We start from the raw sequence: 24,949 nt of genomic DNA, 5'->3' as shown, positions 1-24,949 counted from the left end.
AGCGTCCGGCGATGACGGGACCAAGGACCCGGCGAGGCCGGGTAGCAGGGGCCATGGTGGAACCGATGCGCCCGTTCGACCGACCTCTCCCCTGAGACCCGCCCCATGACCGTCGCCGTTACCTGGTTGTTCACGCTGCTCACCCTGCTCTGCTGGGTGGGTGTGCTCGTCGTTGCCCTGACCGACCGGGGCAAGGCCGTCATCACGCGGCCCGGCGTCGCCGTCGGGATCGCGGCGTCCGTCACCGGCACCGCCACGCTCGGCAGCCTGTACCTCTCCGAGGTCGCCGGCTACGTCCCCTGCGAGCTGTGCTGGGTCCAGCGCATCTTCATGTACTCCCTGGCCGTGATCACCACGACCGCCGTGCTCCGGCGACGTGACGACGTCTTCACCTACGCCGTCCCCCTGGCGGGCCTGGGGCTGCTGACGAGCACCTGGCACGTGATCGTGCAGCGCAGCCCGGCAGCCGGCGTGACCTGCGACCCGAACAACCCGTGCTCGGCGATCTGGGTCGAACGGCTCGGGTTCATCACCATCCCGATCATGGCCGGCACCGCCTTCCTGGTGGTGCTGGTGCTCGGCGTTGCCCTCTGGGGCCAACGCCGCAACGCCCTGGGCGAGGTGTCCACCACGACCCACCCACGCGAGGAGCAGATCCTGTGAGCACCACCTCCAGCAAGCGCGAACGCCAGAAGGCCCGCCGGGCCGAACGGCTGGCCGAGGAACAGGCCGAGGAACGTCGTGCCGGCATGCGCAACCGACTCGTGACCGTCATCGGCGCCGTCGTGGCGCTGGCGGTCGTCGTCGGCGTCGGCATCCTGCTCGTCCAGGGGTCGGATGCGTCCCTCGGGGTGCCGGCCGCGACCGCCGACGACGGTTCCGTCCTGCCCGACATCCCCCAGGCCGGCGCCGACCCGGCGATCGGTACCGAGGCCCCCGTGGTCGTCGGGTACGAGCCGGACGGGACGGCCCTGGCGATCGGCGGGGAGGGCGCCCCGCAGGCCGTCGTCTTCATGGCCCACTGGTGCCCCCACTGCCAGGAGGAGCTGCCCCTGATCGGCGACTGGGTGGCTGACGGGCAGCTGGCCGACGGCGTGCAGCTGGTTGCCGTGTCGACCCTGCACGACCCGGCCCGTCCGAACTGGCCACCGGACGAGTGGTTGGCGTCCGAGGACTTCCCCGGTGAGGTGCTGGTCGACAGCGACGGCGCCGCGGCCGAGGCCTGGGGCCTCAGCGGCACGCCGATGTGGGTCTTCACCGACGCCGACGGCACGGTCGTGGCCCGCTACAGCGGCCAGATCGACGCGGAACGCTTCGCCGAGGCAACCGCCCTGGCTGCCGGGCCAGCCGCGTAGGTCGGCAGCGCCGTCGACCCCGCCTTGCTCAGGCGGGGTCCAGGCCGAGGGCCTCGCGGGCCTCGCCGACCAGGTACAGCGAACCGGTCACGACGATGCCGTCGGCCGGACGGGTGACGCCCGACGCCAGGTCGATGGCTTCCTCCACGTCCGCGGCGACCTCCACCGACAGCGCGTGGGTGGCGCAGGCACGGGCGATCCGCTCGGGGTCCGCGGCGCGGGCGTTGTCCGGCGGCACCGCGACGACGTGGTCGGCCACCCCGACGAGCGCGGCGACCATCGCCTCGACGTCCTTGTCGTCGAGCACGCCGAGGACCACCACCCGACGCTCGAACGCGAACTCGGTGGTCAACGCGTCCGCGAGGCTGGCGATCCCCGCCGGGTTGTGCGCCCCGTCGAGGACGATCAGCGCCTGCTCGGACCTCGGGACCGGCTCCAGCCGGCCGGGCGACCGAACGGCGGCGAACGCCTCCCGGACCAGCTCCTCCTCGACCTCGACCTCGAAGCGGTGGAACGCCTCGAAGGCCGCCAGCGCAAGGGCGGCGTTGCGGCCCTGGTGACGGCCGAACAAGGGCAGCAGCACCTCGTTGTAGGTCCCGTTGACACCCTGGATGTCGACCTGCTGTCCGCCGACCGCGGGGGTCCGCCCGAGCAGCTCGAAGTCCTTCCCGGCCACCTTCAGCGTGGCTTCGACCTCCTCGGCCCGACGCGTGATCACGTCAAGCACGTCGGTGTCCTGCTCGGCCACGACGACGAAGGCGCCGGGCTTGATGATCCCCGCCTTCTCCACCGCGATCGCCGCCGGCGTGTCACCGAGCTCGCGATGGTCCACCGACACCCGGGTGAGGACCGCCACGGCGGCGTTGACGACGTTGGTGGCGTCCCAGGTGCCGCCCATGCCGACCTCGAGCACGCCGACGTTGGCCGGCACGTCGGCGAAGTGCAGCAACGCCAACGCCGTCAACGCCTCGAAGAAGGTGACGGCGTCGGGGTGTCGCTCGTCGACGGCGGCGAGGAACGGCTGGAGGTAGCTGACGTGGCGGGCGAGGTCGTCCTGCCCGATCGGCACCCCGGCGATGCGGATCCGCTCGCGCAGGTCCTGCAGGTGGGGGCTGGAGTAGGACCCGGTGATCAGCCCTGCCGTGGTCAGCAGCGACGTGATGATCGCCGTCGTCGACGTCTTGCCGTTGGTGCCGGTCACGTGCACGGTGTCGAAGGTGTCCTGCGGGTCGCCGAGCAGCGCCATCAGGTCGGTGATCCGGTCGAGGTCGGGCACCATCCGGCCGGGGCCGCGCGCCTGCAGGACTCGGAGGGCCTCGTCGTGATCGAGGAGCCCGTCGTCGAAGGTCATGGTCAGCCGCCCAGCGGGTTGGTGGGGTCGTTGATGATGGAGTAGAGGACGAACAGCGCGACGCCGCTGACGATCAGCAGGAACACGATCGGCAGGAACGGGTGGTTGCGGACCGGCTTGGTCGACAGGACCTCGACCGGTGCGCGTTCGGCCTCCAGCTCCTCCTCGATGGCGATGGGTTCCTTGCGGGCGAACGCCTCGGCCTGCTCGTCGCTCAACGCCAGCGGTCCCGCCGGCGACATGCCCGGTCGGGTCCGGACGGGGTCGGCGACGGGCTGTTGCTGCGTCGCCTGATCGGCCAGCGCCGCCTGGGCGGCAGCCTGCGCAGCCGCCTGGAGGGCGACCTGCTCCTCCGCGGTGGGCGAGGGCTCCTCGACCCGGTCAGCGGTCCGGACGGGGGCGTCGGCCTTCTCGCCTGCGGCGACGACCTCGCGCGCAAGCCCGGCGATGCGGTCCACGGTCGGGCCGAGCTGCTGCTGGCCGGCCCGCAGGACCTCCACGGCCCCGTCGTGGTCGCCGGCCACGATGCTCGTGCGTGCCTGCGTGTAGATGCCGGCGATGGCACGCCAGTAGGCCTTCACGCCGTCGACGAGGGCCTGCTGGCGCCGGATGGCGTCCCGCCGGTCGCCGTCGGCATGCTCCAGGGGGGCGGCGCGGAAGGCGTTCTTGCCGGACGTGGCGAGGTCGCCGGCGGCACGCAGGCCGACGGTGCCGTCGCGCTCCATGCCGGTCAGCACCTGATCGCACAGCGCCGCCGCTGGGCTCGAGGGTCGGCCGATGTGCAGCGGCGCGAGCGCCTCCCACAGGGGATCGGTCAGGCGCGGCAGGCTCGGCTTGCCGCTGCGGGCCCACATGGTGAACTGGCCAGACACGGGCGCCGGGTCCTTGCCCAGCAGCCGCTTCGCCGCGAACGCCAGGCCGGCCATGTCGAGCGCCTCGACATGGGCAGCGACCGCCCGGGGCTGGGGCACGGTCCCCCGGTCGGTCTCGCGGACCGGGCCGTCAGTCACCGGCGTGCTGGTCCAGCTCGGCGATCTGCGCGCGCAGCTTCTCGATCGCGTCGGCCCAGTGGGCCACCTTCTCGCGTTCCGTGTCCACCACGTGGTCGGGCGCCTTGGAGACGAACGACTCGTTGCCCAGCTTGCCCTCGGCACGACGCTTCTCGTTCTCGGCGTCGGCCAGCTCGCGCTTCAGCCGGTCGAGCTCCTCGCCCGCGTCGACGATGCCCTCCAGGGGCACGTACAGCTCGGCGCCTGCGGCCAGCACCTTGCCGATCAGCCCGCTGGGGGCGGCGTCGACGAAGGTCCAGTCCTCCACGCCGGCCAGGCGGCAGATGCCGTCCTGTCCTGCGGCGAGGACCTGCTGGACGTCGCCGGTGCAGACCGCCGCCACGGTGATGTGGGTCTTCGGGGCCAGGCCGTACTCCGCACGCACCTGTCGCAAGGCGGTCACGACCTCCTGGACGGCGCCGAAGCTGGCCTCTGCGGCCTCGTCGCGGGGCGCGATCCGTTCGGGCCACGTCGACCGCATCAGCGAGGTCTGCTCGTCGGCGTCGGTCAGCGCACGCCAGATCGCCTCGGTGACGAACGGCATGACGGGGTGGAGCATCCGCAGCACCCGGTCGAGCACGGTGACCAGGACCGTCCTGCTGGCGTCGTCGTCACGCAGCTTGGCGAGCTCGAGATACCAGTCGGCGAACTCGTCCCAGATGAAGTGGTACAGCCCACGGGCCGCCGGCGAGACGTCGTAGGCGTCGTAGGCCGCGTCGACCTCCAGGCGGGTGGCCTCCAGCCGCGAGAGGATCCACTGGTCCTCCAGCGGAAGCTCGGCCATCGGCGGCAGGGGCGCGTCGACCGTGGTGTCTCCGGCGCGGTCCATGACCAGGCGGGCGACGTTCCACAGCTTGTTGGCGAAGCGCTTGCCGCCCTCGACCCAGTCCTCGGCCAGCGGGACGTCCTGCCCCGGCGGCGCCTGGCGCAGCAGGGCGAAGCGCAGCGCGTCGGCACCGTAGCTCTCGATGAGGTCGAGCGGGTCGATGACGTTGCCGAAGGACTTCGACATCTTCTTGCCGTGCTCGTCGCGGACGAGGCCGTGGTTGAGGACGGTGTGGAAGGGCGCCTCGTCCAGCAGGTGCATGGAGATCATCAGCATCCGGCTGACCCAGAAGGTGTTGATGTCGTAGCCGGTGACGAGGACCGAGGTCGGGAACCAGGTGTCGTACTCGCGGCTCTCCTCGGGCCAGCCGAGCGTGGTGAAGGGCCACAGCTGGGAGGAGAACCACGTGTCGAGGACGTCCTCGTCCTGATGGGTCAGGCGCAGCTCGGCGATCTGCTCCTCCGTCGGGTCCTCCCGGAGGACGTGGATGCCACCGTCCTCGTCGTACCAGGCCGGGATCCGGTGACCCCACCACAGCTGCCGGGAGATGCACCAGTCGTGCAGGTTCTCCAGCCAGGAGATGAACTGCTTGGACATCCGCTCGGGCACGAAGCGGGTCCGGCCGTCGTTGACGGCGGCGATGGCCTTCTCCGCGAGCGGGCCGACGTCGACGAACCACTGGTCGGACAGCCGCGGCTCGATCGGCACCTTGGTGCGGGAGGAGTGGCCGACGGAGTGGGTGTGCGGCTCGACCTTGACCAGCAGCCCCAGGCCGTCGAGGTCGGTCTGGATCCTCTTCCGCGCCTCGAACCGGTCGAGCCCCTCGTAGGGGCCGCCGTTGGCGTTGATGACGGCGTCGTCGGTCATGACGTCGATCATCTCGAGGCCGTGCCGCAGGCCGATCTCGTAGTCGTTGGGGTCGTGGGCCGGCGTCACCTTGACCGCACCGGTGCCGAACTCGGGGTCGACGTGGTCGTCGGCGATGACGGGGATCTCGCGGTCGACGAACGGCACGACGACCGTCCGGCCGATCAGGTCGGTGTAGCGCTCGTCGTCGGGGTGGACGGCGACCGCGGTGTCACCCAGCATCGTCTCGGGCCGGGTGGTGGCCACGACCACACCCTCGCCGCCATCGGCAGCGGGATAGCGGAAGTGGGTCATCGAGCCCTGGATCTCGACGTGGTCGACCTCGATGTCCGACAGCGCCGTGTTGGCCTTGGGGTCCCAGTTGATCAGCCGGTTGCCCCGGTAGATCAGCCCCTGGTCGAACAGGTCGCAGAAGACCTTGCGGACCGCGGTGGAGCGGGGTTCGTCGAAGGTGAACGCCTCGCGCTCCCAGTCACACGAGCAGCCCAGGCGGCGCAGCTGCTGCAGGATCGTGCCGCCCGACTCCTCCTTCCATTCCCACACCCGCTCGAGGAACGCCTCGCGACCCAGGTCGTGGCGGGTCTTTCCCTGCTCGGCGAGCTGGCGCTCGACGACGGTCTGTGTGGCGATACCGGCGTGGTCGGTGCCGGGGAGCCACACCGCGTTCTTGCCCTGCATGCGGGCACGCCGGACCAGGACGTCCTGGAGGGTGTTGTCCAGGGCGTGCCCGATGTGCAGCGACCCGGTCACGTTCGGCGGCGGGATGACGATGGAGAACGGCTCCCCGTCGTCGTCGGCCTCGGCGTGGAAGAAGCCGGAACGCTCCCACCACTGATAGAGGTCGGCCTCCAGCGTCGTCGGGTCATAGCTCTTCGGAAGGTTCATGGGAGCAGCAGTGTAGGGCCGAGCCACCACCTCGCCGGCCCGCCCGATCGACCGGCTTCCCGCGGCCGGTGGCATCCACGGGCAGGATGGCCCCCATGCGCGGACTCACCTTCCGGATCGGATCCATCCCCGTCAGGGTCGACGCGTCCTTCTGGATCATCATGGGACTCTTCGGCCTGCAACGGGCGGCCTACAGCGGCGGCCTCGACATCGTGCTCGCCCTCGAGTGGGTCGCGATGGTGTTCGCCGGGATCCTCTGGCACGAGCTGGGCCATGCCGTGGCGTTCCGGTCCTTCGGCCGCGAACCGCAGGTCACCCTGTACGCCATGGGCGGCCTGACCTCGGCGGAGGGGCGGCTGACACCCGGCCGGCGGCTCGTCTCGACCCTCGCCGGTCCCGGCGTGGGGCTCGCCCTGGGCGCCATCGCCTACGTGGGCATGCAGGCCGGCCTCCTCGGGCTCGACCGCCTCGAGGGACGCTCCTTCGGCCAGATCATGCGGCTGTCGTTCGGTGCGTCCCTGGCGACCGACCAGCTGCCCGAGCTGCTGTTCCTCGACCTGCTGTTCATCAACATCGGCTGGGGCATCCTCAACCTCGTGCCGCTGTACCCGCTGGACGGCGGCCAGTCCCTCGAGGCGCTGCTGGACCTCGTGAAGGTGAAGGCCGCCGCCAGGATCACGTCGATCGTCTCGATCCTGATCGCGGCGTTCGGCGGCTACTGGGCGGCGACCAACGGCCAGTTCTTCCTGCTGCTGATCGCCTTCTTCCTGGGCCTGCAGAACGTGCGCCGGCTCGGCGCACTTCGTGACCCGGCACCGGTCGACCACAACGCCCCGTCAGCGGGCCCCGCCGGCCACGCGGTCAGCCCGCAGCTGCAGCGGACCCTCGCGATGGCCGAGCAGGCGCTGGGACAGGGGCGCAACGACGAGGCCGTGGAGATGGTGGCCCAGGAGTACCAGCTGCGCCCCGGCCGACCGGCTGCCCAGGCGCTGGCCGCGGTCCTCGCACGAACCCGACGGTTCGACGACCTCGAGCGCCTCGCCGAGCAGGACCACGAACGGCTCGGTCCGGCGGCGCTGTCGACGATCGCCGCGGCCCTGGTGGCCGGCGGCCGCTACGAACGTGCGCTCCAGGCGGCCGAGGGCGGCTGGAACACCGACCCCGACGGGCACTGGCAGCACGCGGTGACGGCCGCGGCGGCCCGGGCCGGCCTGCGCGACATCGACGGGGCCGTTCGCTGGCTGTACATGGCGACCGACCGCGGATGGACCGACCAGCGGCGGCTGGAGGCCGACCCGGTGTTCGCCGAGGTCCGCTCCGATCCCCGTCTCGGCGACATCATCGCCCGTATGGGTGTTCAATGACGTGACGGATGCCGACAGGATGACGTGATGAGCGAACACAGGCCGACCATCGTCAACGACCCCGACCAGGACGGGGAGGCGCTCGACGCCGACCTCCTGCCAGAGGAGTTCCCCGATGATCGGCCGCTCGCCTCGCGGGCCTTCGGCACCACCGAGGCCGAGCAGGCCCGGGGCGAGTCGCTCAGCCACAAGTTGCGGCGCGAGGAACCCGAGGTCTCCGACGACGGACGGGCCAGCGACAAGGACGACAACGACAGCGACGACTCGCCGGACATCCTCGCCGGCGACGACGAGGACGCCGACCCGACCAACTCCATGACGTCGATCCGGGGCCGGTCGGACCGCCACGACGACGACTCCGGCCAACCGCGCGGGTTCCGCAGCGCCGAGGAGGACGCCATCCACCTCGTCGACCGGGACCGGGACCTCGACGTCGTGACCGTCAGCCGGCTGACCCACGGCGACGCAGAGGAGTTCCTGGACGCGGTGGCGGCGAGCACGAAGCTGCACACCCCGTGGGTGTCGCCGCCCGACGACCTCGACGGGTTCAAGGCGCTGGTCGACCGACCCGAGGACCGGTTCGTGTCCTTCGTCATCCGCTGCGACGAGGGCATGGTCGGTGTCGTCAACGCCAACGAGATCGTCATGGGCGTCTTCCGCAGCACCTACCTCGGTTACTACGCCTTCGAGGCCTGCGCCGGCCGTGGGCTGATGCAGGCCGGTATGCGCCTGGTGCTCGGCGAGCTGTTCGACACCATGGGGCTGCACCGGGCCGAGGCCAACATCCGGCCGGAGAACACCCGCTCGATCCGCCTGGCCGAACGGCTGGGTTTTCGCCGCGAGGGCTACTCGCGGGACTACCTGTACCTGGACGGGGCCTGGCGCGACCACGAACGCTGGGCCCTGCTGTCCAGCGACCCCCGGTAGGGCTGGATCGCCTCGTGGACGACTGTCTCGTCAGGATTTGAACGATTCGACAGGAGGAACGGCAGGGCCTCGTGGCGAACAGGAACGGTGAACCCGCCGTTCCGACCGGAGATCCTGCTGTGCGCCTTGCTGCCCTGACCGTCCTTCTGCTCGCCCTGATGAGCAGCGTGCTGCCTGCCGGGGCCGACCCCGTCCACGCGCCGCCCGCCCCACGGGTCGTGGTGGCCCCGATCGACTCGGGCATCAACCCGTACCACGAGTTCTTCCAGGTGGCGGAGTCGTCGGTCACCCAGGACGTCCTCGACGAGTTCGGGATCGACAGCAGCCATGTCCTGACGCTGTCCGGCACCTACGAGGAGGACGGGGAAGCGTTCTGGACGTCGTTGAAGGAGGGCGAGCTGTACCACTTCACCGGCACCAACATCATCGCCGTCAACCTCGACGGGCGTGACCGCAAGATCCTGCCCGACGGCTCGAACCACGGCGTCGGCGTCGCCGGTTCGGTCGTCCGCGGCAACCCGGAGGCGATCGTGCTGTTCGTCGCCGGTTCCGGTGCCGACGCCGAGGACTGGGCGTTCGACCAGCCCGGGATCGACATCGTCACGACCTCCTACGGGTTCGCCACCGCCGTGCCGCTGCCGGCCGTCTCCTCCAGCTACACCGGTGTCGTCGAGGGCGGCAAGGCGCACTTCGGCGCGTCGCCCAACGACCCGTCGCTTGCGTCGGTCGACGGCACGTCCGGTCCGTGGTGGGTCGTCTCCATGGCGGGCTACGCCGAGGGTGACGACGAGGGCAAGGAGCTGCTGTCGGGCACGTCGCCGGAGTTCGTCGCCGACTTCACCCAGGACCTGCCCTACTGCGCGACTTGCACCACCGAGCTGTCCAGCCCGTCCGGGACCTCCTTCGCCACGCCGTTGGCCGCCGGTGTCGCCTCCGCGGTGCTGCTGGAGGCGCGTCAGCGGACCGGCCACGTCGGTGGCATCACCGCCGAGGGCCTGATGGTCGACGCCGACGGGATCCAGCTCGACACGTGGGACCTGCGCCGCTCGCTGCAGGAAGGCGCGGTGCTGCCCGCGTCCTCCGGCGTGGGCTTCGGAACCCTCCCGACCCTGCCCGTCGCCCCCTACGCCGTCGTCGGATGGGGCGCGATCACACCGGACCCGGAGCTGGACGTCATCGGCCGGTCGGTCGCCTGGCTGATGGGCGACGAGGACGCCCCCGACGCCAAGGGCGGCGACACCTGCGCGTTCATGAACGCCCATTTCGACGCCCGGCTGTACAGCTGGAACCTCAACCCGGCGAGCGACAGCTTCGGGGACAGCGACGGGGCGGGCTACATCCGCTGCTGATCGAACGTCGCGGGTCGTTCCCGCAGTGACCGGCCCGGACGCCCACCGCGTCCGGGCCGTTCTGCGTAGGATGCCGCCACGAGCCGGTGAGTGGGCAGGGGAGGAACACGATGAGCTGGATGGTCGAGAGCGGGTCGGCGATGCTGGCGGTGACCGGTGGGGGGACGTTGGTGCACCCGGAGTCCTGGCGCTGCACCCGGGCGTGGGCGACCGGCGGATCTGGGAGCGCTGCGCACCGGTCTGGGCGGAACGTGCCGGGGTCCAGGTCATCACCTACGACCGACGCGGCTTCGGCGACACCACGTACCGCGCGGAGGCCCATGACGACCTCGACGACCTGCTGGCGGTCATGGACGACGCAGGGCTGGCAACGGCTGTGCTGGTCGGCAACAGCATGGGTGGTGGGCTGGCGCTGGACTGCACGATCGCCAACCCCAACCGGGTCGACGGGTTGGTGCTCATCGGGGCCCTGCCCTCCGGGGCGCCCGAGGACCGCTGGGTGACCGATCCGGCGGAGGCTGCCGTGGAGGAGGACTACCGGGCGGCCGACGCGTCCGGCGACACCACCGAGCTGAACCGGATCGAGGCGCGGTACTGGCTGGACGGTGCACGACAGCCGGAGGGGCGGGTCACCGGCGAGGCACGCGAACTGTTCCTCGACATGAACGGTCGCGCGTTGGCCGCAGCGCCGGTGGGCGAGGCCGCCGAACGACCCCCGGCCTGGCCACACCTGGGAGAGGTCGACGTGCCCACCCTCCTGCTGCTCGGTGAACACGACGAGGTGGGCATGGCCGCCATCGCCCCGTTGGTCGTCGAGGCCATGCCGGACGCACGCCTGCAGATCGTCCCGGGGGCGGCCCACTGCCCCCAGCTGGATGCGCCGGACGCCCTGGACGACGCAGTGGTCGGGTTCCTGGGACAGCTCGAACGGGTGTGAATCGGCCCGGGTCGTGGGTAGAGACACTGCCATGACCGACCACGACTCCCCCGCCATCGACCAGACCGCCCGGAACCATGACGACCAGTCCGGCGAGCGCCTCGACGCCGACAAGCTGCCGGCGGAGATGCCCCAGAAGCCCGTTGCGTCCTTCGCCCACGGCACGACCGAGGCCGAGCAGCGCGAGGGTGAGTCGTTGGACGGCAAGCTGGCACGCGAACGCCCCGACCAGCCGGTGGAGCGCGGCCCGGTGGAGGGCACCACGTCGACGTCGTTGGCCGATGACGCCGACACCCCGACCGGCATCGACAACGAGAAGGACCTCGTCGCCGAGCGGCCGCTCACCGAACCGCACGTCGACGACAGCGGCCAGCCCGACGCCGGTGTCCCCGCCGAGGAGCAGGCCGTCCGCGTCGACGACGCCGACGACGACGTCCCCGGCGCGGTCGACCACCACGCGGTCCGCGAGGCCTAGTCGGTCACCGGGCCCGGACGGGCCCCCAGGACCAGGCACTGGACAACACGAGAGGCGCCGGCAGCTGCCGGCGCCTCTCGTCACGTCTGCGGTGCGACCCTGGATCACGTCCAGTCTGGGTCACGCCGAGCACTGGGTCACGCCGAGCGGCGACGCTCCTCGGGTTCGGAGGATCGCGGTACGAGCGTCGGGTTGGCCTTCTCGCGGACGACCTCGCCGGTGATGACGACCTTGGAGACGTCGTCCATCGACGGCACCTCGTACATGGTGTTCAGCAGGACTTCCTCGAGGATGGCCCGCAGGCCGCGTGCGCCGGTGTCGCGGAGGATCGCAAGGTCGGCGATCTCCTCCAGCGCGTCGTCGGTGAACTCCAGCTCCACACCGTCGAACTCGAACTGCTTGCGGTACTGCTTGACAAGCGCGTTCTTGGGCTGGGTGAGGATCTCGATGAGCGCCTCGCGGTCCAGCTTGTCCACGGTCGTGACGACCGGAAGGCGGCCCACGAACTCGGGGATGAGGCCGAACTTCAGCAGGTCCTCGGGGAGGACCTCCTTGTGCAGCGCCGTCGGGTCGTTGGCGTCGGCCGCGCCGAGCTCGGCACCGAAGCCCACGACGGTCTTGCCGAGGCGCCGTTCGATCAGGGCCTCGAGGCCGGCGAAGGCCCCACCGCAGATGAACAGCACGTTGGTGGTGTCGATCTGGATGAACTCCTGGTGGGGGTGCTTGCGGCCCCCCTGCGGCGGCACGCTGGCCACCGTTCCCTCCAGGATCTTCAGCAGCGCCTGCTGCACACCCTCACCGGACACGTCGCGGGTGATCGACGGGTTCTCGGACTTGCGGGCGATCTTGTCGACCTCGTCGACGTAGATGATCCCCGTCTCGGCCTTCTTGACGTCGAAGTCGGCCGCCTGGATGAGCTTGAGGAGGATGTTCTCGACGTCCTCGCCGACGTAGCCGGCCTCGGTCAGGGCGGTGGCGTCAGCGATCGCGAAGGGCACGTCCAGCAGGCGGGCCAGCGTCTGGGCCAGCAGCGTCTTGCCGGAGCCCGTCGGGCCGAGCAGCAGGATGTTGGACTTGGAGATCTCGACGTCCCCGGCCTTGGCCCCCGCGCGGATCCGCTTGTAGTGGTTGTAGACCGCCACGGCCAGCGTGCGCTTGGCGTCGTCCTGTCCGACCACGTAGCCGTTGAGGAAATCGAAGATCTCCCGGGGCTTGGGAAGGTCACCGTTGGAGACCTCGGGGGTGTCGGCGAACTCCTCCTCGATGATCTCGTTGCACAGGTCGATGCACTCGTCGCAGATGTACACGCCCGGACCAGCGATCAACTTCTTGACCTGCTTCTGGGTGTGGCCGCAGAAGGAGCACTTCAGCAGGTCCCCTCCTTCACCGAACTTGGCCATCGTCGCCCTTCCCAGTCGCCTTGCGGTTGTCGCCCTCGGCCCGCCCGTGCAGGCCGATCGCCATCGTAACCCCGGGGGGTGACATCGGCGGGAGCAGTCGATCCATTCCCATCATCGACCTGTCCCGCCGAGGTCTTAGCCGGCGGGGTCCAGACGGCCTATGCCATCGGTGACTCGCCCTGCGCCGCGCGGGCCTGGATCACCTGGTCGACGATGCCGTACTCGACGGCCTCGGTCGCGTTCATGATGAAGTCGCGGTCGGTGTCGGCGGTGATCTTCTCCACCGGCTGGCCGGTCTTCTCGGCGAGGATCGCGTCCAGCTGGTCCCGGATGCGCTGGACCTCCTTGGCGGCGATCTCGATGTCGGTGGACTGGCCCTCTGCCCCACCGTGCGGCTGGTGGATCAGGACGCGGGCGTGCGGGAGGATGAAGCGCTTGCCCTTCTCCCCCGCAGCCAGCAGGATCGCGGCGGCCGAGGCGGCCTGTCCCATGCAGATCGTGGAGACCTTCGGCTTGATGAAGGTCATCGTGTCGTAGATGCCCAGGGCGCTGGTGACCGAGCCACCCGGGGAGTTGATGTAGAGGTTGATGTCCTTCTCGGGGTCCTCGCCCTCCAGGTGGAGGAGCTGGGCCATGATCAGGTTCGCGATCTCGTCGTTGATCGGCGTCCCGAGGAAGATGATCCGGTCCTTGAGCAGCCGCGAGTAGATGTCGAACGCACGCTCGCCGCGGTTGGTCGTCTCGATCACGGTTGGGACGAGGTAGTTGAAGACCTCGTACCGCGAGACCTCGCCGGTGCTGGCGACGGGGGTGGTGGAGATGTCCAAGTGTTGCTCCTGCGTCGGGCATGTGGGGCGAGTGCGGCTGCGCCGGACGGACCGGGACGCCGACACCGGCGCGCTGGGTTCGCCACGATACCGTCCTCGCTCGTGACCGACACGACGCCCACCAACAGCATTCCCGGTGACCCTCCCGTCGCGGGCTTCGGCAGCCCCGACGGACCGGCCGAACCCACCACCCGCCGGTGGCCCGTCCTGGTGGCCGTCGTCATCGGCGTCGGCCTGCTCGGCCGGCTGCTGTTCGCCGTCGATGCCCCCGCCAACGTCCTGCTGCTGCCCGAGGCCGGCACCGTCCGCGCTGCCCAGCTGGACGACGGCACGCCGGTGTTCGCCAGCCACCTCGCCGACGACACCGTGCACGTCGTCGAGGCGTTCGGCACCGTCGACGGGCCGATCGGCAGCCTGGTCGGGTGGTGTCCCGCGGCCCGGCAGTTCGTCGACCCGCACCTCGGCGCCCTGTACGACCCGGCGGGGCTGCGCTACAGCGCCGCGATCAGCGGCCGTGCGCCCGCCGACCTGGTCGCCCTGGACGCCCCCACCCCCGATGACGACCTGACCAGCAGGGAGTTCGAGCGGATCGAGGGGCGGGGAGACGCCGAGGACCCCCTTCGCATCGGTGAGCAGGTGGAGCCCACCGACACGCGGGGAGCGGCGTCCTCGCCGCTGGCCGGCGGCCGCCCGCTCGGGACGCCGACGTCGTGCAGGGTCGAGCCCGAGCCCCTCGTCCCGCCCCTGGACGCGGCGCCTCCGGCGGTCAACCGGATGCTGGACCACAGCTTCCAGGCGACCCTGCTGCGGCTGCCGCGCGACGGCTGGCACATCACCGACGGCTGGTTGGTGGTGGGTCGCGACGGGGGGACGACCTGGTGTCGTCAGGACCCGGCCACGATCCCGCCGACGTGTCCCGACGAGGCGCCCGTGCCGATCGACGTGATGATCTCGCCGGCCGACACCGGTGGTGGCTGGGCAGTCATCGGCGGGCCGCTGGCCGCCCGCGTCAGCGAGCGCCGGGTGGTCGAGCTTGCGGTCCTGCCCCGCACGACCTGGCGCGGATCGTCGTTACGAGGTGCAACCCGCCACGAGGCCGTCCTGCGGCACGTGTGGGACCGTCGTGGCGAGGTCGAGCTGGAGCTGCCGGCTGACGTGCAGGAGGTGCCGTCGTGCATGGACGGCGACAGTGCGTCCCGCAGCCCGCTCGTGGCGCGCGTCGAGATCGCCGCCGACACGCAGTTCGAGGTCGACGGCGAGACCGACCCGCTGACGCTGGCCACCTCGCCCGCCGACGACCCCATGGAGGTCCCGGTGGAGGTCCTGGTCGACGACGTGACCTGCCGGGCCCTGCTCGTCAGGTCCGTGGACTGAGGGACCCGGGGGCCCGGGCCGCAGAGGTCCTTGCACACGACGACGGCGGCACCCGATGGGTGCCGCCGTCGTTGGTGTCTCGTCGATCGAAGAGGGGAGGTCACTCCTCCTCGTCGGCCTCGGTCTCCTCGACCTCAGCCTCGGTGTCCTCGAGCTCGGTCGGCTCGGTGTCCTCGACGTCGGTGTCCTCGAGCTCGGACTCTTCGGGCTCGGGCTCGGGCGGTGGGGCGTCGGTGATCTCGACGTGCTCGAGCACGTGGTCGATGGTCTTGCGACGGTAGGCGTCGGCGTACAGCGCCCCGATGCGGTCGGGGTGCAGCATCATCTCCGCGATCTCGTTCGGGTCGCGGCCCATGCGCATCGCCTGGCGAGCGACTTCCTGGCCGAGGTCCTCGCGCTCGACGGTGATGCCGACCTTCTGGCCGATCTCGTCGACGACGAGCTGGGCCTTGACGGTGTTCTCCGACTCCTCGCGGATCTGGTCCATCAGGGCCTGCGGGTCGTCGCCGCCGGCGATGGAGAGGAACTGGTCCATCGACAGGCCGGCGTGCTGGGCCTGGTGGGCGAGGCGGTTCAGGCGGAAGCGCTGCTCCTCCTCGACGAGGCTCTCGGGCAGCGGGATCTCCACCAGCTCGGCGATCGCCTCGATGACGGCGCCACGCAGGTTGGCGACGGCCATCTGGCGCTTCTCGGCGCCGGCCTGGGTGCGAAGGTCGTCCATCAGCTCGTCGATGGTGTCGAACTCGCTGGCGGTCAGGGCGAACTCGTCGTCGAGCTCGGGCAGCGTCTTGACCTTCACCTCCTTGACGATGGCGGTGAAGCTGATCTCCTGGCCGGCCAGCCCGTCGGGGTAGTCGGGCCCCAGGACGTCGGTGAACTCCAGCACGTCACCGGCGGAGGCGCCGACCAGCTGGGTGTCCAGCTCGCTGTCGGTGTCCTCCTCGGGGACCTGGTAGAGCATGTCCTCGGCAGAGGCTTCCTCGACCTCGGTCCCATCGGCCTTCTTGCCGCTGATGGTGACGGTGACGAAGTCGCCCTTCTGGGCCGGGCGCTCGACGGTCTCGACCTCGGCGAAGCGCTCGCGGACCTGGTCGAGGTTGGCGTGCAGCTCCTCGTCGGTCAGCTCCCACTCGGGGTGCGTGATCGTCATGCCCTCGAACTCGGGGACCTCGAACTCGGGACGCACGTCGACGGTGGCCGTGAAGGCACCCTCGGCGCCGGGCTCGAAGGCGTCGACGTCGAACTCCGGCGGGCCGACCGGGGAGATCTCGTGCTCCGAGAGGGCCTGGGAGTAGAAGCCCGGGAACGCCTCGCGGATGGCCTCCTCGCGGACGGCACCCTTGCCGAGGCGTCCTTCCAGGACCTTCAGGGGGACCTTCTTGCCGGGCCGGAACCCGGGCACCTTGACCGACTGGGACAGGCGCGTGACCGCCTGGTCCAGCGCCGACGACACCTCGTCGGGGTCGATGGTGATGGAGAGCTTGACCTTGGTGTCGTCGATCTTCTCGACCGCGCTGGTGACCACTGTTGTGCCTCGAACTGGGGGTTGGCAATGTGGGGACTGAAGGCCGGATCGTACGCGCCGTCAGGCGGGCCGGCACACGCCCATCGGTCAGTGACCGTACGGGTCGGTGGCGTCGTGTCCGTCGGTGTCGTCGTCGGTCTCGTCGACCAGCTGCAGGTCGAAGCGGTCCATGCAGTCGCCGCAGCGGTAGGCAACCCAGTCGCCGGGCTCCCACCCCTCCGGTGGGACGTGACCCAGCCGGTAACAGGTTCCGCGACACTCCACACACACGATCTGGTCCGGCACGTTCATGGCTCGCAGTGTGCGTGCCCGACCGTCGGCCCGCAGGTTCTATGGTGCGCCTCCCCATGGGTTCCCTCCACCAGCCGCCACCCGTCCCGCCCCCCGGCCGTCCACCGGTCGGTGTGCACGGGGTCCTGTCGGTGCTGGAGGAGATGGCGGCCGCTGCGGGGCAGGGCGGTTCCTCCTCGAGCCAGGTTCCCGACCACTTCTCGTGGCTGCCCCTCGGGGTGGTCCCGTCGCTGGGGACTGCCACCCCCGACCGACCCGGTGCGGTGCCCATCGACGGCGAGCTGGCGGCACGCTTCGGCGCGGTCGACGCCATCCGCCCGCAGACCCGGTCGCTGCGCGTGGGCTTCGGGTTCCTGACCGGGGAGACCGACGCCGAGGGACCGTTGAACAAGTGGTTCGAGCCGCTCGTCACCATTCCCGTGGTCGTGGACCGCAACGCGCTGCGCCGGATCGGCGACGTCGAGCTGACCCCGCTGGTGGAGGACCGACACCTCCGAGCCAGACTGGAGGAAGAGGTCGACTGGGGCGTCGGCGTCCTGGAGGGCCTTGGCCAGGACGTGCCCGGGGACCGGATGCCAGCAGCCGAGCACGTCGTTGCCCAGCTGCTGCGGGTCGTCGACGCGATCGGCTACGACGCCCCGGCGGTGATCGGTCCGGTCGGTCGGCCCTCGACCCTGCGGGACGCCGAGGGCCTGCGGCTCGTCATGGGTGCCGGCCTGTTCGCGCTCGGCTCGCGACCCGAGTTCAGCCCGGCGGCGGCGCTGGCGGAATGGCACACCACGGTCGGCACGACGTGGACGGCCCTGCACTCGTTGTATCTGGACCACCCGCCCCCGGCGGGTCCGTCGCCGGGGCCCGACCTGTCCAGCGCCTACCGGCTCAGCGAGGCGCAGCACGCCGCCGTCGTCGCCAGCCGCACCGAGCCGGTGACGGTCATCGCCGGAGCGCCGGGCACCGGCAAGACCCACACCATCGCGGCCATCGTCGGTGACGCCGTCGCCCACGGACGCTCGGTGCTGGTGGCCGCCAAGGCCGACGCGACGGTCGAAGCGATCTCGGAGCTGCTGGACCGGCGGCCGGGCCCCGACCCCGTGGTGTTCGGGTCCAGCGATCGGCGCTGGGCGCTGGCCCGGCGACTGTCGGCCGGGGAGCCGCAGGCCGTGCCGGCCGCGGAGGTGCAGCAGCGGCACACGGCGATGCAGCAGGCCCGTCGGCACCGCGACGCCGCGTGGCTGGATGTGGCGGAAGCCCTGGCCGGCACGACGCTGCTGGGCGACGGACCGGAGGCACGTCAGCTGCGGCAGCGCCTGCCGGGTGTGGCCACCGCCGACCTGTTCGCCGTCGAGGCGCTGCTGGAGCGCACGGGGAGGTCGCAGCCGCCGTGGTGGCGACCCGGGGCCCGGCGGGCATGGTCGTCGCTCGTGGCGGCGCTGGGGGTGCCGGCCCCCACCGCGGAGGAGCTGGGTGCGGTCGCGCGGCTGGCCGCGGCGGTGCGGCGGCTGCACGCCAGCCCGGACCCGCTGCTGGACGGGATCGACTGGCCGGGGCTGGCCGCCGCACAGCACGACGTCGAGGAACGCACCGGCGAGTGGATGGATGCGATGGCCCGCAGCGAACAGCGGCTGGACCGACGGGCCCGCGGGACGCTCGGGGTGCTGGCGCTGGCGCTGCGGGCCGGACGGGCCAAGCGGCGGGCCCAGCTGGCGACCCTCGTGGGCCAGCAGGTGACCGTGCCGCTGCCGGTGTGGTTGGGGACGCTGGCCGACATCGACGACCTGCTGCCGCTGGAGCCGGCCATGTTCGACCTGGTCGTCCTGGACGAGGCGTCGTCGATCGACCAGCCGAGGGCAGCGGCGGCGTTGTTGCGGGGGGCCCGGGCCGTGGTCGTCGGTGACCCCCAGCAGCTGCGCCACGTGTCCTTCGTGGCCGGAGACGCGGTCAAGGAGGCCATCCGGGTGCATGCGCCGGGGGCGTCGGCTGCGTTGCAGGCGAAGCTGGACGTGCGGGACAGCTCGATCTTCGACGTGGCCGCGGCGTCGGCGCCGGTGCGGACGCTGGACGAGCACTTCCGCTCCGCACCCCACCTGTTCGCGTGGGTTGGGCGGGAGCTGTACCGAGGCGAGGTGACCGTGGCGACGCGGACGCCGTTGACCGACCGGCAGGACCGGATCGAAGTGGTCCGGGTCGACGGGGCGCGCAACGACCGCAAGGTCGTCGAGGCGGAGGTGACCTGGGTGATCGACCGGCTGCAGCAGCTGCGGTCGGACGGGCTGCGCAGCGTCGGTGTGGTCTCGCCGTTCCGGGCGCAGGCCGACGCGCTGGAGAACGCCGCCCTGGATCACCTGCAGCGACGGGGCATCGACGACCTGGGCCTGCGCATCGGCACGGTGCACGCCTTCCAGGGGATGGAGCGCGACGTCGTGCTGGCGTCGCTGGGCGTGGGGGCCGACGACGGACCGCGGACGTGGCGGTTCGTCGACGACCCCAACCTGTTCGCCGTCTTCGCCACGAGGGCGAGGGAACGCATGGAGGTCGTGCTGTCCGCGCCACCCCCGGCGGGGTCGCTCGTGGCGGACTACCTCGACCAGGTCGACCACCCACCGCCCCCACCGGATGGCGTGGGACGTGTGGACCCCTGGACCGCGTCGGTGGCCGAGGGCCTGCAGGACGCCGGGGTCCGGGTGGCCGCCCCGTACCCCGTTGGGCGACACGCCGTGGACCTGGTCCTGCACGACGAACAGCGCTACCTCGGGGTGGTCACCCGCCTGCACCCCGGCGGACCGCATGCCCACGTGCGTCGCCAGCTCGAGCTGACCGCCGGCGGCTGGCCGATCCGCACCGCACACCGGGCGATCTGGGGCGATCGCCTCGGCGAGCTGGTCGTGGCCCTGGCCGGCGCACTGCGCCACGGGTGACCCGCTGAGGCGCGTCCTCGGGTACTGTTGGCCGCTCAGGGACCGGTGACGGTCCCATCGGGACGTGGCGCAGCCTGGTAGCGCACCGCCTTTGGGTGGCGGGGGTCGCCGGTTCGAATCCGGCCGTCCCGACGCGAAAACCCCGTGTTTGACCCGCGGATGCCGTGACCACCAGGCAGGTGGACATGCGCAAGTCGTCAAGAACCCTCCATTTACTCGGGCGTTCTCGGGGTCCACATCGGCTGGTCTCGGCCTGTTCGGTCTTGGTTCCGAGGGGGCCGAAGTCGTCTGGGGCGGGCTGTGCACCTGTTCGGTATGGACACCGATCAGATCGCCCAGCTCGGGCTGGAACAGCTGCTGACTGTCGAGGACCTGGCCGCCTACCTCGACGTCCCCAGGCAGACCATCTACGACTGGCGGGTGCACGGCCGGGGGCCGAGGGCGCGTCGCATCGGCAAGCGCCTGCGGTTCACCGCCGTCGACGTGAAGGAGTGGGTGGACGCGCAGGCGGAGCCGCCCGGTACAGCCGGCCCGCCGGGCTCGGGGCGGTGACAGGCCGTGGGTAGGCCCCGGACCCCGATCGGGACGTTCGGCGAGCTGGAGTTCACCACGCTCGAGAACGGCAAGGTCCAGGCGAGGACTCGCTACCGCGACTGGGACGGCAAGCTCCGCCGGGTCCAGGCCACCGCAAGGACCCAGCGGTCGGCGGAGTTTGCGCTGAAGGCCAAGCTGGCCGAGCGGTCGCTGGTCCAGCCCACGTTCACCGAGCTGACCCCCGACAGCCGGTTCGTTGACCTGGTCGAGTACTGGTTGCACGACCTGGACCTGGAGGGGCACCTGGCCTCAAGCACCCGCAACACCTACGAGCGCAACATGCGCACGCTGGTGCTCCCGGCGTTCGAGGAGCTGACGCTGCGGGAGATCGGCGTGGCCCGCTGCGACTCCTTCATCAAGCACTTGGCCAAGCAGAGCTACAACCGCGCGAGGCAGGCTCGCGTGGTGCTGCGGTTGGCGTTCTCCTTGGCCGTGCGCCACGAGATCCTCCCGCGCAACCCCATGGATCATGTGTCCCGGCTGCGCCGGCCGCCGTCCACGCCGACCGCACTGACGTCGGTCGAGGTCAACGCCGTGCGGGCGGCGATCCGCTACTGGGAGCGCGGCCAGTCCGCGTCGGGACCCAAGCCCGACGGGCAGCTCGGCCTGCTGGTGGAGGTCATGCTGGGCACCTCCGCGCGGATCGGCGAGACGTTGGCGATTCGGCGTCGGGACGTCGACGTGACGTCGTCGCCGCCGACGATCCGGCTGGCGGGGACGGTGGTGGGTGGGCGCAACAGCCCGTTCGTGCGGCAGGACCACCCCAAGACGAACCGGTCGGTGCGGACGGTGGCGCTGCCGTCGTTCTGTGCGGCGGCGGTTCGCCGGCGGCTGGTGGCGCTGGAGGACCGGTCGCTTGACTCGCTGCTGTTCTGCAACCGCGACGGCGGCCCCTTGTCACCCCACAACGTCCGACGGCAGCTCCGCTCGGCGATGGACTTGGCCGGCATCGAGGGCGTGACCCCGCACATGATCCGCCGCACCGTGGCCACCGCGGTCAACGAGCAGGCCACTGTCGACCTGGCCGCCGAGCTGCTGGGCCACACCGACCCCAGGATCACCATCCGCCATTACATCAAGCGCAACGAGATGGTGAACCCCGCCACCGCGGACCTGCTCGACAACGTCTTCGGCCCGCGCGACTCCGACGACTGACCGTCGCGCTCCGTGATCGCTGGACTACTCGTGCCGGTGGCGCCGAATCGGCGGCACCGCACGGGCTCGTGGTGGCGGACGGCCCACCACGAGGTTCGGCCTCGGTCCTCAACCGTGCCGCGACCTCGTCCGGCACGTCGATCGTCGACACGGCCACCAGCTACGTCGCCACCTCACCACCCAACAGGTGCGCACATCCACCCGCCCCCGAGACGACTGACACACCTCTGGCACCTCCGGTGCGGAGGGCCGGTCGGCGCACCTACCTGGCATGGGACAGACGTGTCGGGTGGTCGAGCGGTGACGGTATCCCTGCGCGCGATGTCAGCCGGGGACGGCTACCGCTATCTGACCGCCTCCGTCGCCGTCGCCGACGGGCCGCGCGACCGGTCGCTGCCGCTGGCGGAGTACTACGCCAAGACCGGCACCCCACCAGGCCGGTGGCTCGGCGGCGGGCTGGCCGCCCTCGGCCTGGAGCCGGGCGACGTGGTCACCGAGGACCAGATGGCCCGGCTGCTCGGCGCCGGCCGTGACCCGGTCACCGGCGACGCCCTCGGCCAGGCGTTCCCCCAGTACAAGCGCCGCGAGGAGCGGGTCGGCGCCAGGGTCGCCTCGCTGGACGGTGGGCTCGGCACGGAGCAGCGGGCCTCGGCCGTGCAGCGCATCGAGCAAGAGGAGGCGTCCCGGCCGACCAGGCGGGCGGTGGCCGGGTTCGACCTGACCTTCTCCGCCCCCAAGTCGGTGTCGGTGTGGTGGGCCCTCGCACCTCCCGAGGTCCGGGAGCGGATCGTGGCCGCCCATCACGCCGCCATCGGCGACGTCGTGGAGTTGATGGAGCGCGAGGTCGCCGCGACCCGCGCCGGCAGGGCCGGCGTGGTCCAGCTCGACGTCGACGGCCTGATCGCGACCGCCTTCGACCACTACGACTCCCGCACCGGCGACCCGCAGCTCCACACCCATGTCGTCATCGCCAACAAGGTCTGCACGACCTCCGACGGCAAGTGGCGAAGCCTCGACAGCCGCCCCGTGCACCACGCCCTGGTCGCGCTGTCCGAGCGCTACAACGCCGCGCTTGCCGACCGGCTCAGCGCCGACCTCGGCGTGCAATGGGAACAGCGCACCCGCGGCGCCGACCGCAACCCCGCGTGGGAGATCGCCGGTGTCCCCGACGAGCTGGTCAAGGCCTTCTCCTCCCGCAGCCGCTCCATCGACACCGAGACCGACCGGCTTGTCGCGGACTACCGCGCGACGCACGGCGTTGGCCCAACGCCAGCGATCGTCATCAAGCTTCGGCAGCAGGCCACCCTGGCAACTCGGCCCGGCAAGACCCAGCACCCCCTGGCCGAGCTGACCAGCCGGTGGGCCGACCGGGCTCGGTCGCTGCTCGGGTTCGACCCAGCATGGCTCCGCCCGCCCACCGGGTCCCCGGAAGTCATCGAGGAGCTGCCAGCCGAGGCAGTCGAGGGCTACGCCCTGGTCGTGCTCGATCACGTGTCGGAGAAGCGGTCGACCTGGACCCGGTGGAACCTGCACGCCGAAGCCACCCGCCAGACCATGCACCTGCGCTTCGCAACCCCCCACGCACGCAACCACGCGATCGAGCAACTTGTCGAGGCCGCAGAGCGGGCGTCGCTGCGGGTCACCCCACCCGAAACCGCGGTGCCAGCCGAGCTGCAACGCCCGGATGGCACCGGCCGCCTCCGCCCGAAGCACGCCACCCGCTACACCTCCCACGCCCTGCTGGCGGCCGAAGATCGGCTGCTCGACCGCGGCCGCACCGCGTCACCGCGACTCGCCAACCAGCCGGTCGTCGCATCCGGGTCGGGGCTGTCCCAGGACCAGCTCGCCGCTGTTGCGGGCATCGCCACGTCGGGCCGTCAGCTCGATCTGCTCATCGGCCCCGCCGGCGCCGGCAAGACCACCACCCTCGCTGCCCTCCGCCAGACCTGGGAACACACCCACGGGGCCGGGTCGGTCATCGGCCTTGCCCCGAGCGCGGCTGCCGCGCAGGTCCTGGCCGATGATCTTGGCATCGCCACGGAGAACACGGCCAAGTGGACCCACGAGCACCTCCACGGCCGCCGGCGGTTCCGGCCCGGCCAGCTCGTCATCGTCGACGAGGCGTCGCTGGCCTCCACCCGCACCCTGGACCTCATCACCGGCCACGCCGAACAGCGGCGAGCGAAGGTGCTGCTGGTGGGCGACCCCCACCAGCTCGGCGCGGTTGGTGCCGGCGGCGCCCTCGGCCTGCTCGCCCGGGACCGACCAGACCATCCCCGCCTCACCCAGATCCACCGGTTTCATCACCACTGGGAACGCCACGCCACCCAACGCCTCCGCGACGGCGACCCCGCGGTCATCGACACCTATCGCGAGCATGGCCGCATCCATGACGGTGCCACGGATCACATGCTCGAACAGGCATACCTGGCCTGGCGCAACGACCTGGTTGACGGCCACACCTCAGTGCTCATCGCGGCCGACAACGACCAGGTCACCACGCTCAACCGGCGCGCCCGCCTGGACCGCCAGGCCAACGGCGACGTATCGGCTCAGCTCGGGGTCCCGCTGCGGGACGGCACCGCTGCCAGCGCTGGCGACTGGATCCTCACCCGCCGCAACCGCCGCACCCTTCAAGCCAGCGACGGCAGATGGGTACGCAACGGCGACCGCTGGACCGTCACCGCCACCCACACCGACGGCAGCCTCACCGCCCACCGCCCCGACCAGCCTGCCGCCACCGTCCGGATTCCCGCGGACTACGCCGCGCGGCATGTCGACCTCGGCTACGCCATCACCGTCCACCGAGCCCAAGGCTCAACGGTCGACACCGCCCACACCATCGCCACGCCCGCGATGACCCGCGAGCAGCTCTACGTCGCCCTCACCCGCGGGCGCTCCGCCAACCACGTCTACACCGCGACCGACCAGCCAACGGCTGAACCCCATCTGGGCCCCGCCGCCACCCCTGGCGACGCCGTCCTCGCCCGGATACTCAGCCGCCACGGCGCGGCCCGCTCCGCTCACGAGGTCATCGCCGACGAACAGGCCCGCTGGAACACCGCGGCCCAACTCGCTGCCGAACACGAGGCCATCGGCGCCACCCAATCCCAGGCATCCGACGCGACCACCCGTGCGCTGCGACAGCGTTCCCGCCTCCTCGAACAGCATGGCGACAAGGCGCTCCGGTCTGCCATCGAACAACAACCCTGGATCCGCCACCTCAACCCACCGCCGACAGACCCCGAGCGGCGGCGCACCTGGTGGGCCCACGCACGAGCCATCGCGACCTACCGTGACCGCCACCGCATCACCGACCACACGCCACTGGGTCAGGACCCGGGCAACAAGTCCCACCCTGACCGCCGAGAGGCAGTTCGAGCCCTTCGTGTCCTCCAACGGCGGGACGCGGGACGGCGACGTCGGCCAACCCCCACACAGATCGCACGCACTCCATCAGGCCCAACCATGTGACCCCCGGGG

At 71.2% G+C, this 24,949-nt stretch carries 19 protein-coding genes and 1 tRNA gene; 13 read left to right on the top strand and 7 right to left on the bottom strand.

The features are described 5' to 3' along the window. Positions 1–105 precede the first annotated feature (105 nt). A complete protein-coding gene (locus DVS28_RS07385; RefSeq protein WP_114590890.1) occupies positions 106–663 on the top strand; it encodes a disulfide bond formation protein B in 558 nt (185 codons plus the stop codon). Next, positions 660–1,355, top strand: a complete 696-nt coding sequence (locus DVS28_RS07380) for a TlpA family protein disulfide reductase (protein WP_114590889.1) — start codon at positions 660–662, stop codon at positions 1,353–1,355. The genes DVS28_RS07385 and DVS28_RS07380 overlap by 4 nt, the downstream gene beginning before the upstream one ends. Before the next feature lie 28 nt (positions 1,356–1,383). On the opposite strand, the gene DVS28_RS07375 is transcribed toward DVS28_RS07380, so the two are convergent. Genes DVS28_RS07375 through DVS28_RS07365 form a run of 3 tightly spaced genes read right to left on the bottom strand, consistent with a single transcriptional unit; the run spans position 1,384 to position 6,333 of the window. After that, positions 1,384–2,706 carry a bifunctional folylpolyglutamate synthase/dihydrofolate synthase gene (locus DVS28_RS07375; protein ID WP_114590888.1) on the bottom strand — a complete coding sequence of 441 codons (1,323 nt, stop codon included), beginning with the start codon at positions 2,704–2,706 and terminating at the stop codon, positions 1,384–1,386. A 2-nt stretch (positions 2,707–2,708) separates the two neighbouring features. After that, positions 2,709–3,716 carry a hypothetical protein gene (locus DVS28_RS07370; RefSeq protein WP_114590887.1) on the bottom strand — a complete coding sequence of 336 codons (1,008 nt, stop codon included), beginning with the start codon at positions 3,714–3,716 and terminating at the stop codon, positions 2,709–2,711. Next, positions 3,709–6,333, bottom strand: a complete 2,625-nt coding sequence (locus DVS28_RS07365; protein ID WP_114590886.1) for a valine--tRNA ligase — start codon at positions 6,331–6,333, stop codon at positions 3,709–3,711. Before DVS28_RS07365 ends, DVS28_RS07370 begins: the two co-directional genes overlap by 8 nt. A gap of 95 nt (positions 6,334–6,428) precedes the next feature. Here DVS28_RS07365 and DVS28_RS07360 point away from each other — a divergent pair, with 95 nt between their 5' ends. The 5 genes from DVS28_RS07360 (at position 6,429) to DVS28_RS07340 (ending at position 11,385) form a co-directional block, all read left to right on the top strand. Further along, on the top strand, positions 6,429–7,697 hold the full coding sequence (locus DVS28_RS07360; protein ID WP_164710108.1) for a site-2 protease family protein: 1,269 nt from the start codon (positions 6,429–6,431) through the stop codon (positions 7,695–7,697). Between the two features lie 27 nt (positions 7,698–7,724). After that, a complete protein-coding gene (locus tag DVS28_RS07355; protein ID WP_216826458.1) occupies positions 7,725–8,624 on the top strand; it encodes a GNAT family N-acetyltransferase in 900 nt (299 codons plus the stop codon). Between the two features lie 119 nt (positions 8,625–8,743). Further along, positions 8,744–9,973, top strand: a complete 1,230-nt coding sequence (locus DVS28_RS28240; protein WP_216826457.1) for a S8 family serine peptidase — start codon at positions 8,744–8,746, stop codon at positions 9,971–9,973. Between the two features lie 70 nt (positions 9,974–10,043). Beyond that, positions 10,044–10,910: an alpha/beta fold hydrolase gene (locus DVS28_RS07345; RefSeq protein ID WP_114590884.1), complete on the top strand. Its 867-nt coding sequence runs from the start codon at positions 10,044–10,046 to the stop codon at positions 10,908–10,910. Positions 10,911–10,941: 31 nt separating this feature from the next. Continuing rightward, the gene (locus tag DVS28_RS07340) at positions 10,942–11,385 is read left to right on the top strand and encodes a hypothetical protein (RefSeq protein ID WP_114590883.1); all 444 of its coding nucleotides are present in this window, start codon (positions 10,942–10,944) and stop codon (positions 11,383–11,385) included. 137 nt (positions 11,386–11,522) lie between these two features. Here the strand turns inward: DVS28_RS07340 and clpX are convergent, their stop codons facing one another. Next, positions 11,523–12,785 (bottom strand): ATP-dependent Clp protease ATP-binding subunit ClpX, encoded by a 1,263-nt coding sequence (gene clpX, locus DVS28_RS07335; RefSeq protein WP_114590882.1) that lies wholly within the window; start codon positions 12,783–12,785, stop codon positions 11,523–11,525. A gap of 158 nt (positions 12,786–12,943) precedes the next feature. Further along, positions 12,944–13,606 (bottom strand): ATP-dependent Clp endopeptidase proteolytic subunit ClpP, encoded by a 663-nt coding sequence (clpP, locus tag DVS28_RS07330; RefSeq protein WP_114594040.1) that lies wholly within the window; start codon positions 13,604–13,606, stop codon positions 12,944–12,946. Positions 13,607–13,714: 108 nt separating this feature from the next. On the opposite strand from clpP, the gene DVS28_RS07325 reads away from it, so the two are divergent. Beyond that, a complete protein-coding gene (locus DVS28_RS07325) occupies positions 13,715–14,986 on the top strand; it encodes a hypothetical protein (RefSeq protein WP_114590881.1) in 1,272 nt (423 codons plus the stop codon). A gap of 100 nt (positions 14,987–15,086) precedes the next feature. Here DVS28_RS07325 and tig read toward each other — a convergent pair whose 3' ends face one another. Beyond that, on the bottom strand, positions 15,087–16,511 hold the full coding sequence (gene tig / locus DVS28_RS07320; protein WP_114590880.1) for a trigger factor: 1,425 nt from the start codon (positions 16,509–16,511) through the stop codon (positions 15,087–15,089). 87 nt (positions 16,512–16,598) lie between these two features. After that, positions 16,599–16,802: a hypothetical protein gene (locus DVS28_RS07315; protein ID WP_114590879.1), complete on the bottom strand. Its 204-nt coding sequence runs from the start codon at positions 16,800–16,802 to the stop codon at positions 16,599–16,601. A gap of 56 nt (positions 16,803–16,858) precedes the next feature. Between DVS28_RS07315 and DVS28_RS07310 the strand changes: the two genes are divergently transcribed. From DVS28_RS07310 to mobF, 5 genes are all read left to right on the top strand, one after another. Then, positions 16,859–19,717: a DEAD/DEAH box helicase gene (locus DVS28_RS07310; RefSeq protein WP_164710105.1), complete on the top strand. Its 2,859-nt coding sequence runs from the start codon at positions 16,859–16,861 to the stop codon at positions 19,715–19,717. Between the two features lie 58 nt (positions 19,718–19,775). After that, positions 19,776–19,849, top strand: a tRNA-Pro gene (locus tag DVS28_RS07305). Between the two features lie 183 nt (positions 19,850–20,032). After that, positions 20,033–20,269, top strand: coding sequence for a helix-turn-helix transcriptional regulator (locus tag DVS28_RS07300; RefSeq protein WP_108664611.1), 237 nt, complete (start codon positions 20,033–20,035; stop codon positions 20,267–20,269). Between the two features lie 6 nt (positions 20,270–20,275). Continuing rightward, entirely contained in the window at positions 20,276–21,466 is a 1,191-nt protein-coding gene (locus DVS28_RS07295; protein WP_114590877.1) for a tyrosine-type recombinase/integrase, read from the top strand. Positions 21,467–21,787: 321 nt separating this feature from the next. Then, complete coding sequence (gene mobF, locus DVS28_RS07290) at positions 21,788–24,940, top strand: MobF family relaxase (RefSeq protein WP_114590876.1); 3,153 nt, start codon at positions 21,788–21,790, stop codon at positions 24,938–24,940. Positions 24,941–24,949: the final 9 nt, after the last annotated feature.

The sequence above is a fragment of the Euzebya pacifica genome, assembly GCF_003344865.1.
In the GTDB taxonomy this organism is placed as follows: Bacteria; Actinomycetota; Nitriliruptoria; order Euzebyales; family Euzebyaceae; genus Euzebya; species Euzebya pacifica.
This window is presented reverse-complemented; position numbering and strand designations above follow the sequence as displayed.

Excerpts from the sequence above, each read along its gene's own strand:
- DVS28_RS07385 (WP_114590890.1), top strand. The coding sequence starts at position 106 with ATGACCGTCGCCGTTACCTGGTTGTTCACGCTGCTCACCCTGCTCTGC.
- DVS28_RS07375 (WP_114590888.1), bottom strand. The coding sequence starts at position 2,706 with ATGACCTTCGACGACGGGCTCCTCGATCACGACGAGGCCCTCCGAGTC.
- DVS28_RS07365 (WP_114590886.1), bottom strand. The coding sequence starts at position 6,333 with ATGAACCTTCCGAAGAGCTATGACCCGACGACGCTGGAGGCCGACCTC.
- DVS28_RS07360 (WP_164710108.1), top strand. The coding sequence starts at position 6,429 with ATGCGCGGACTCACCTTCCGGATCGGATCCATCCCCGTCAGGGTCGAC.
- DVS28_RS07355 (WP_216826458.1), top strand. The coding sequence starts at position 7,725 with ATGAGCGAACACAGGCCGACCATCGTCAACGACCCCGACCAGGACGGG.
- DVS28_RS07345 (WP_114590884.1), top strand. The coding sequence starts at position 10,044 with ATGCCGCCACGAGCCGGTGAGTGGGCAGGGGAGGAACACGATGAGCTG.
- DVS28_RS07340 (WP_114590883.1), top strand. The coding sequence starts at position 10,942 with ATGACCGACCACGACTCCCCCGCCATCGACCAGACCGCCCGGAACCAT.
- clpX (WP_114590882.1), bottom strand. The coding sequence starts at position 12,785 with ATGGCCAAGTTCGGTGAAGGAGGGGACCTGCTGAAGTGCTCCTTCTGC.
- DVS28_RS07315 (WP_114590879.1), bottom strand. The coding sequence starts at position 16,802 with ATGAACGTGCCGGACCAGATCGTGTGTGTGGAGTGTCGCGGAACCTGT.
- DVS28_RS07310 (WP_164710105.1), top strand. The coding sequence starts at position 16,859 with ATGGGTTCCCTCCACCAGCCGCCACCCGTCCCGCCCCCCGGCCGTCCA.
- DVS28_RS07300 (WP_108664611.1), top strand. The coding sequence starts at position 20,033 with ATGGACACCGATCAGATCGCCCAGCTCGGGCTGGAACAGCTGCTGACT.
- mobF (WP_114590876.1), top strand. The coding sequence starts at position 21,788 with ATGTCAGCCGGGGACGGCTACCGCTATCTGACCGCCTCCGTCGCCGTC.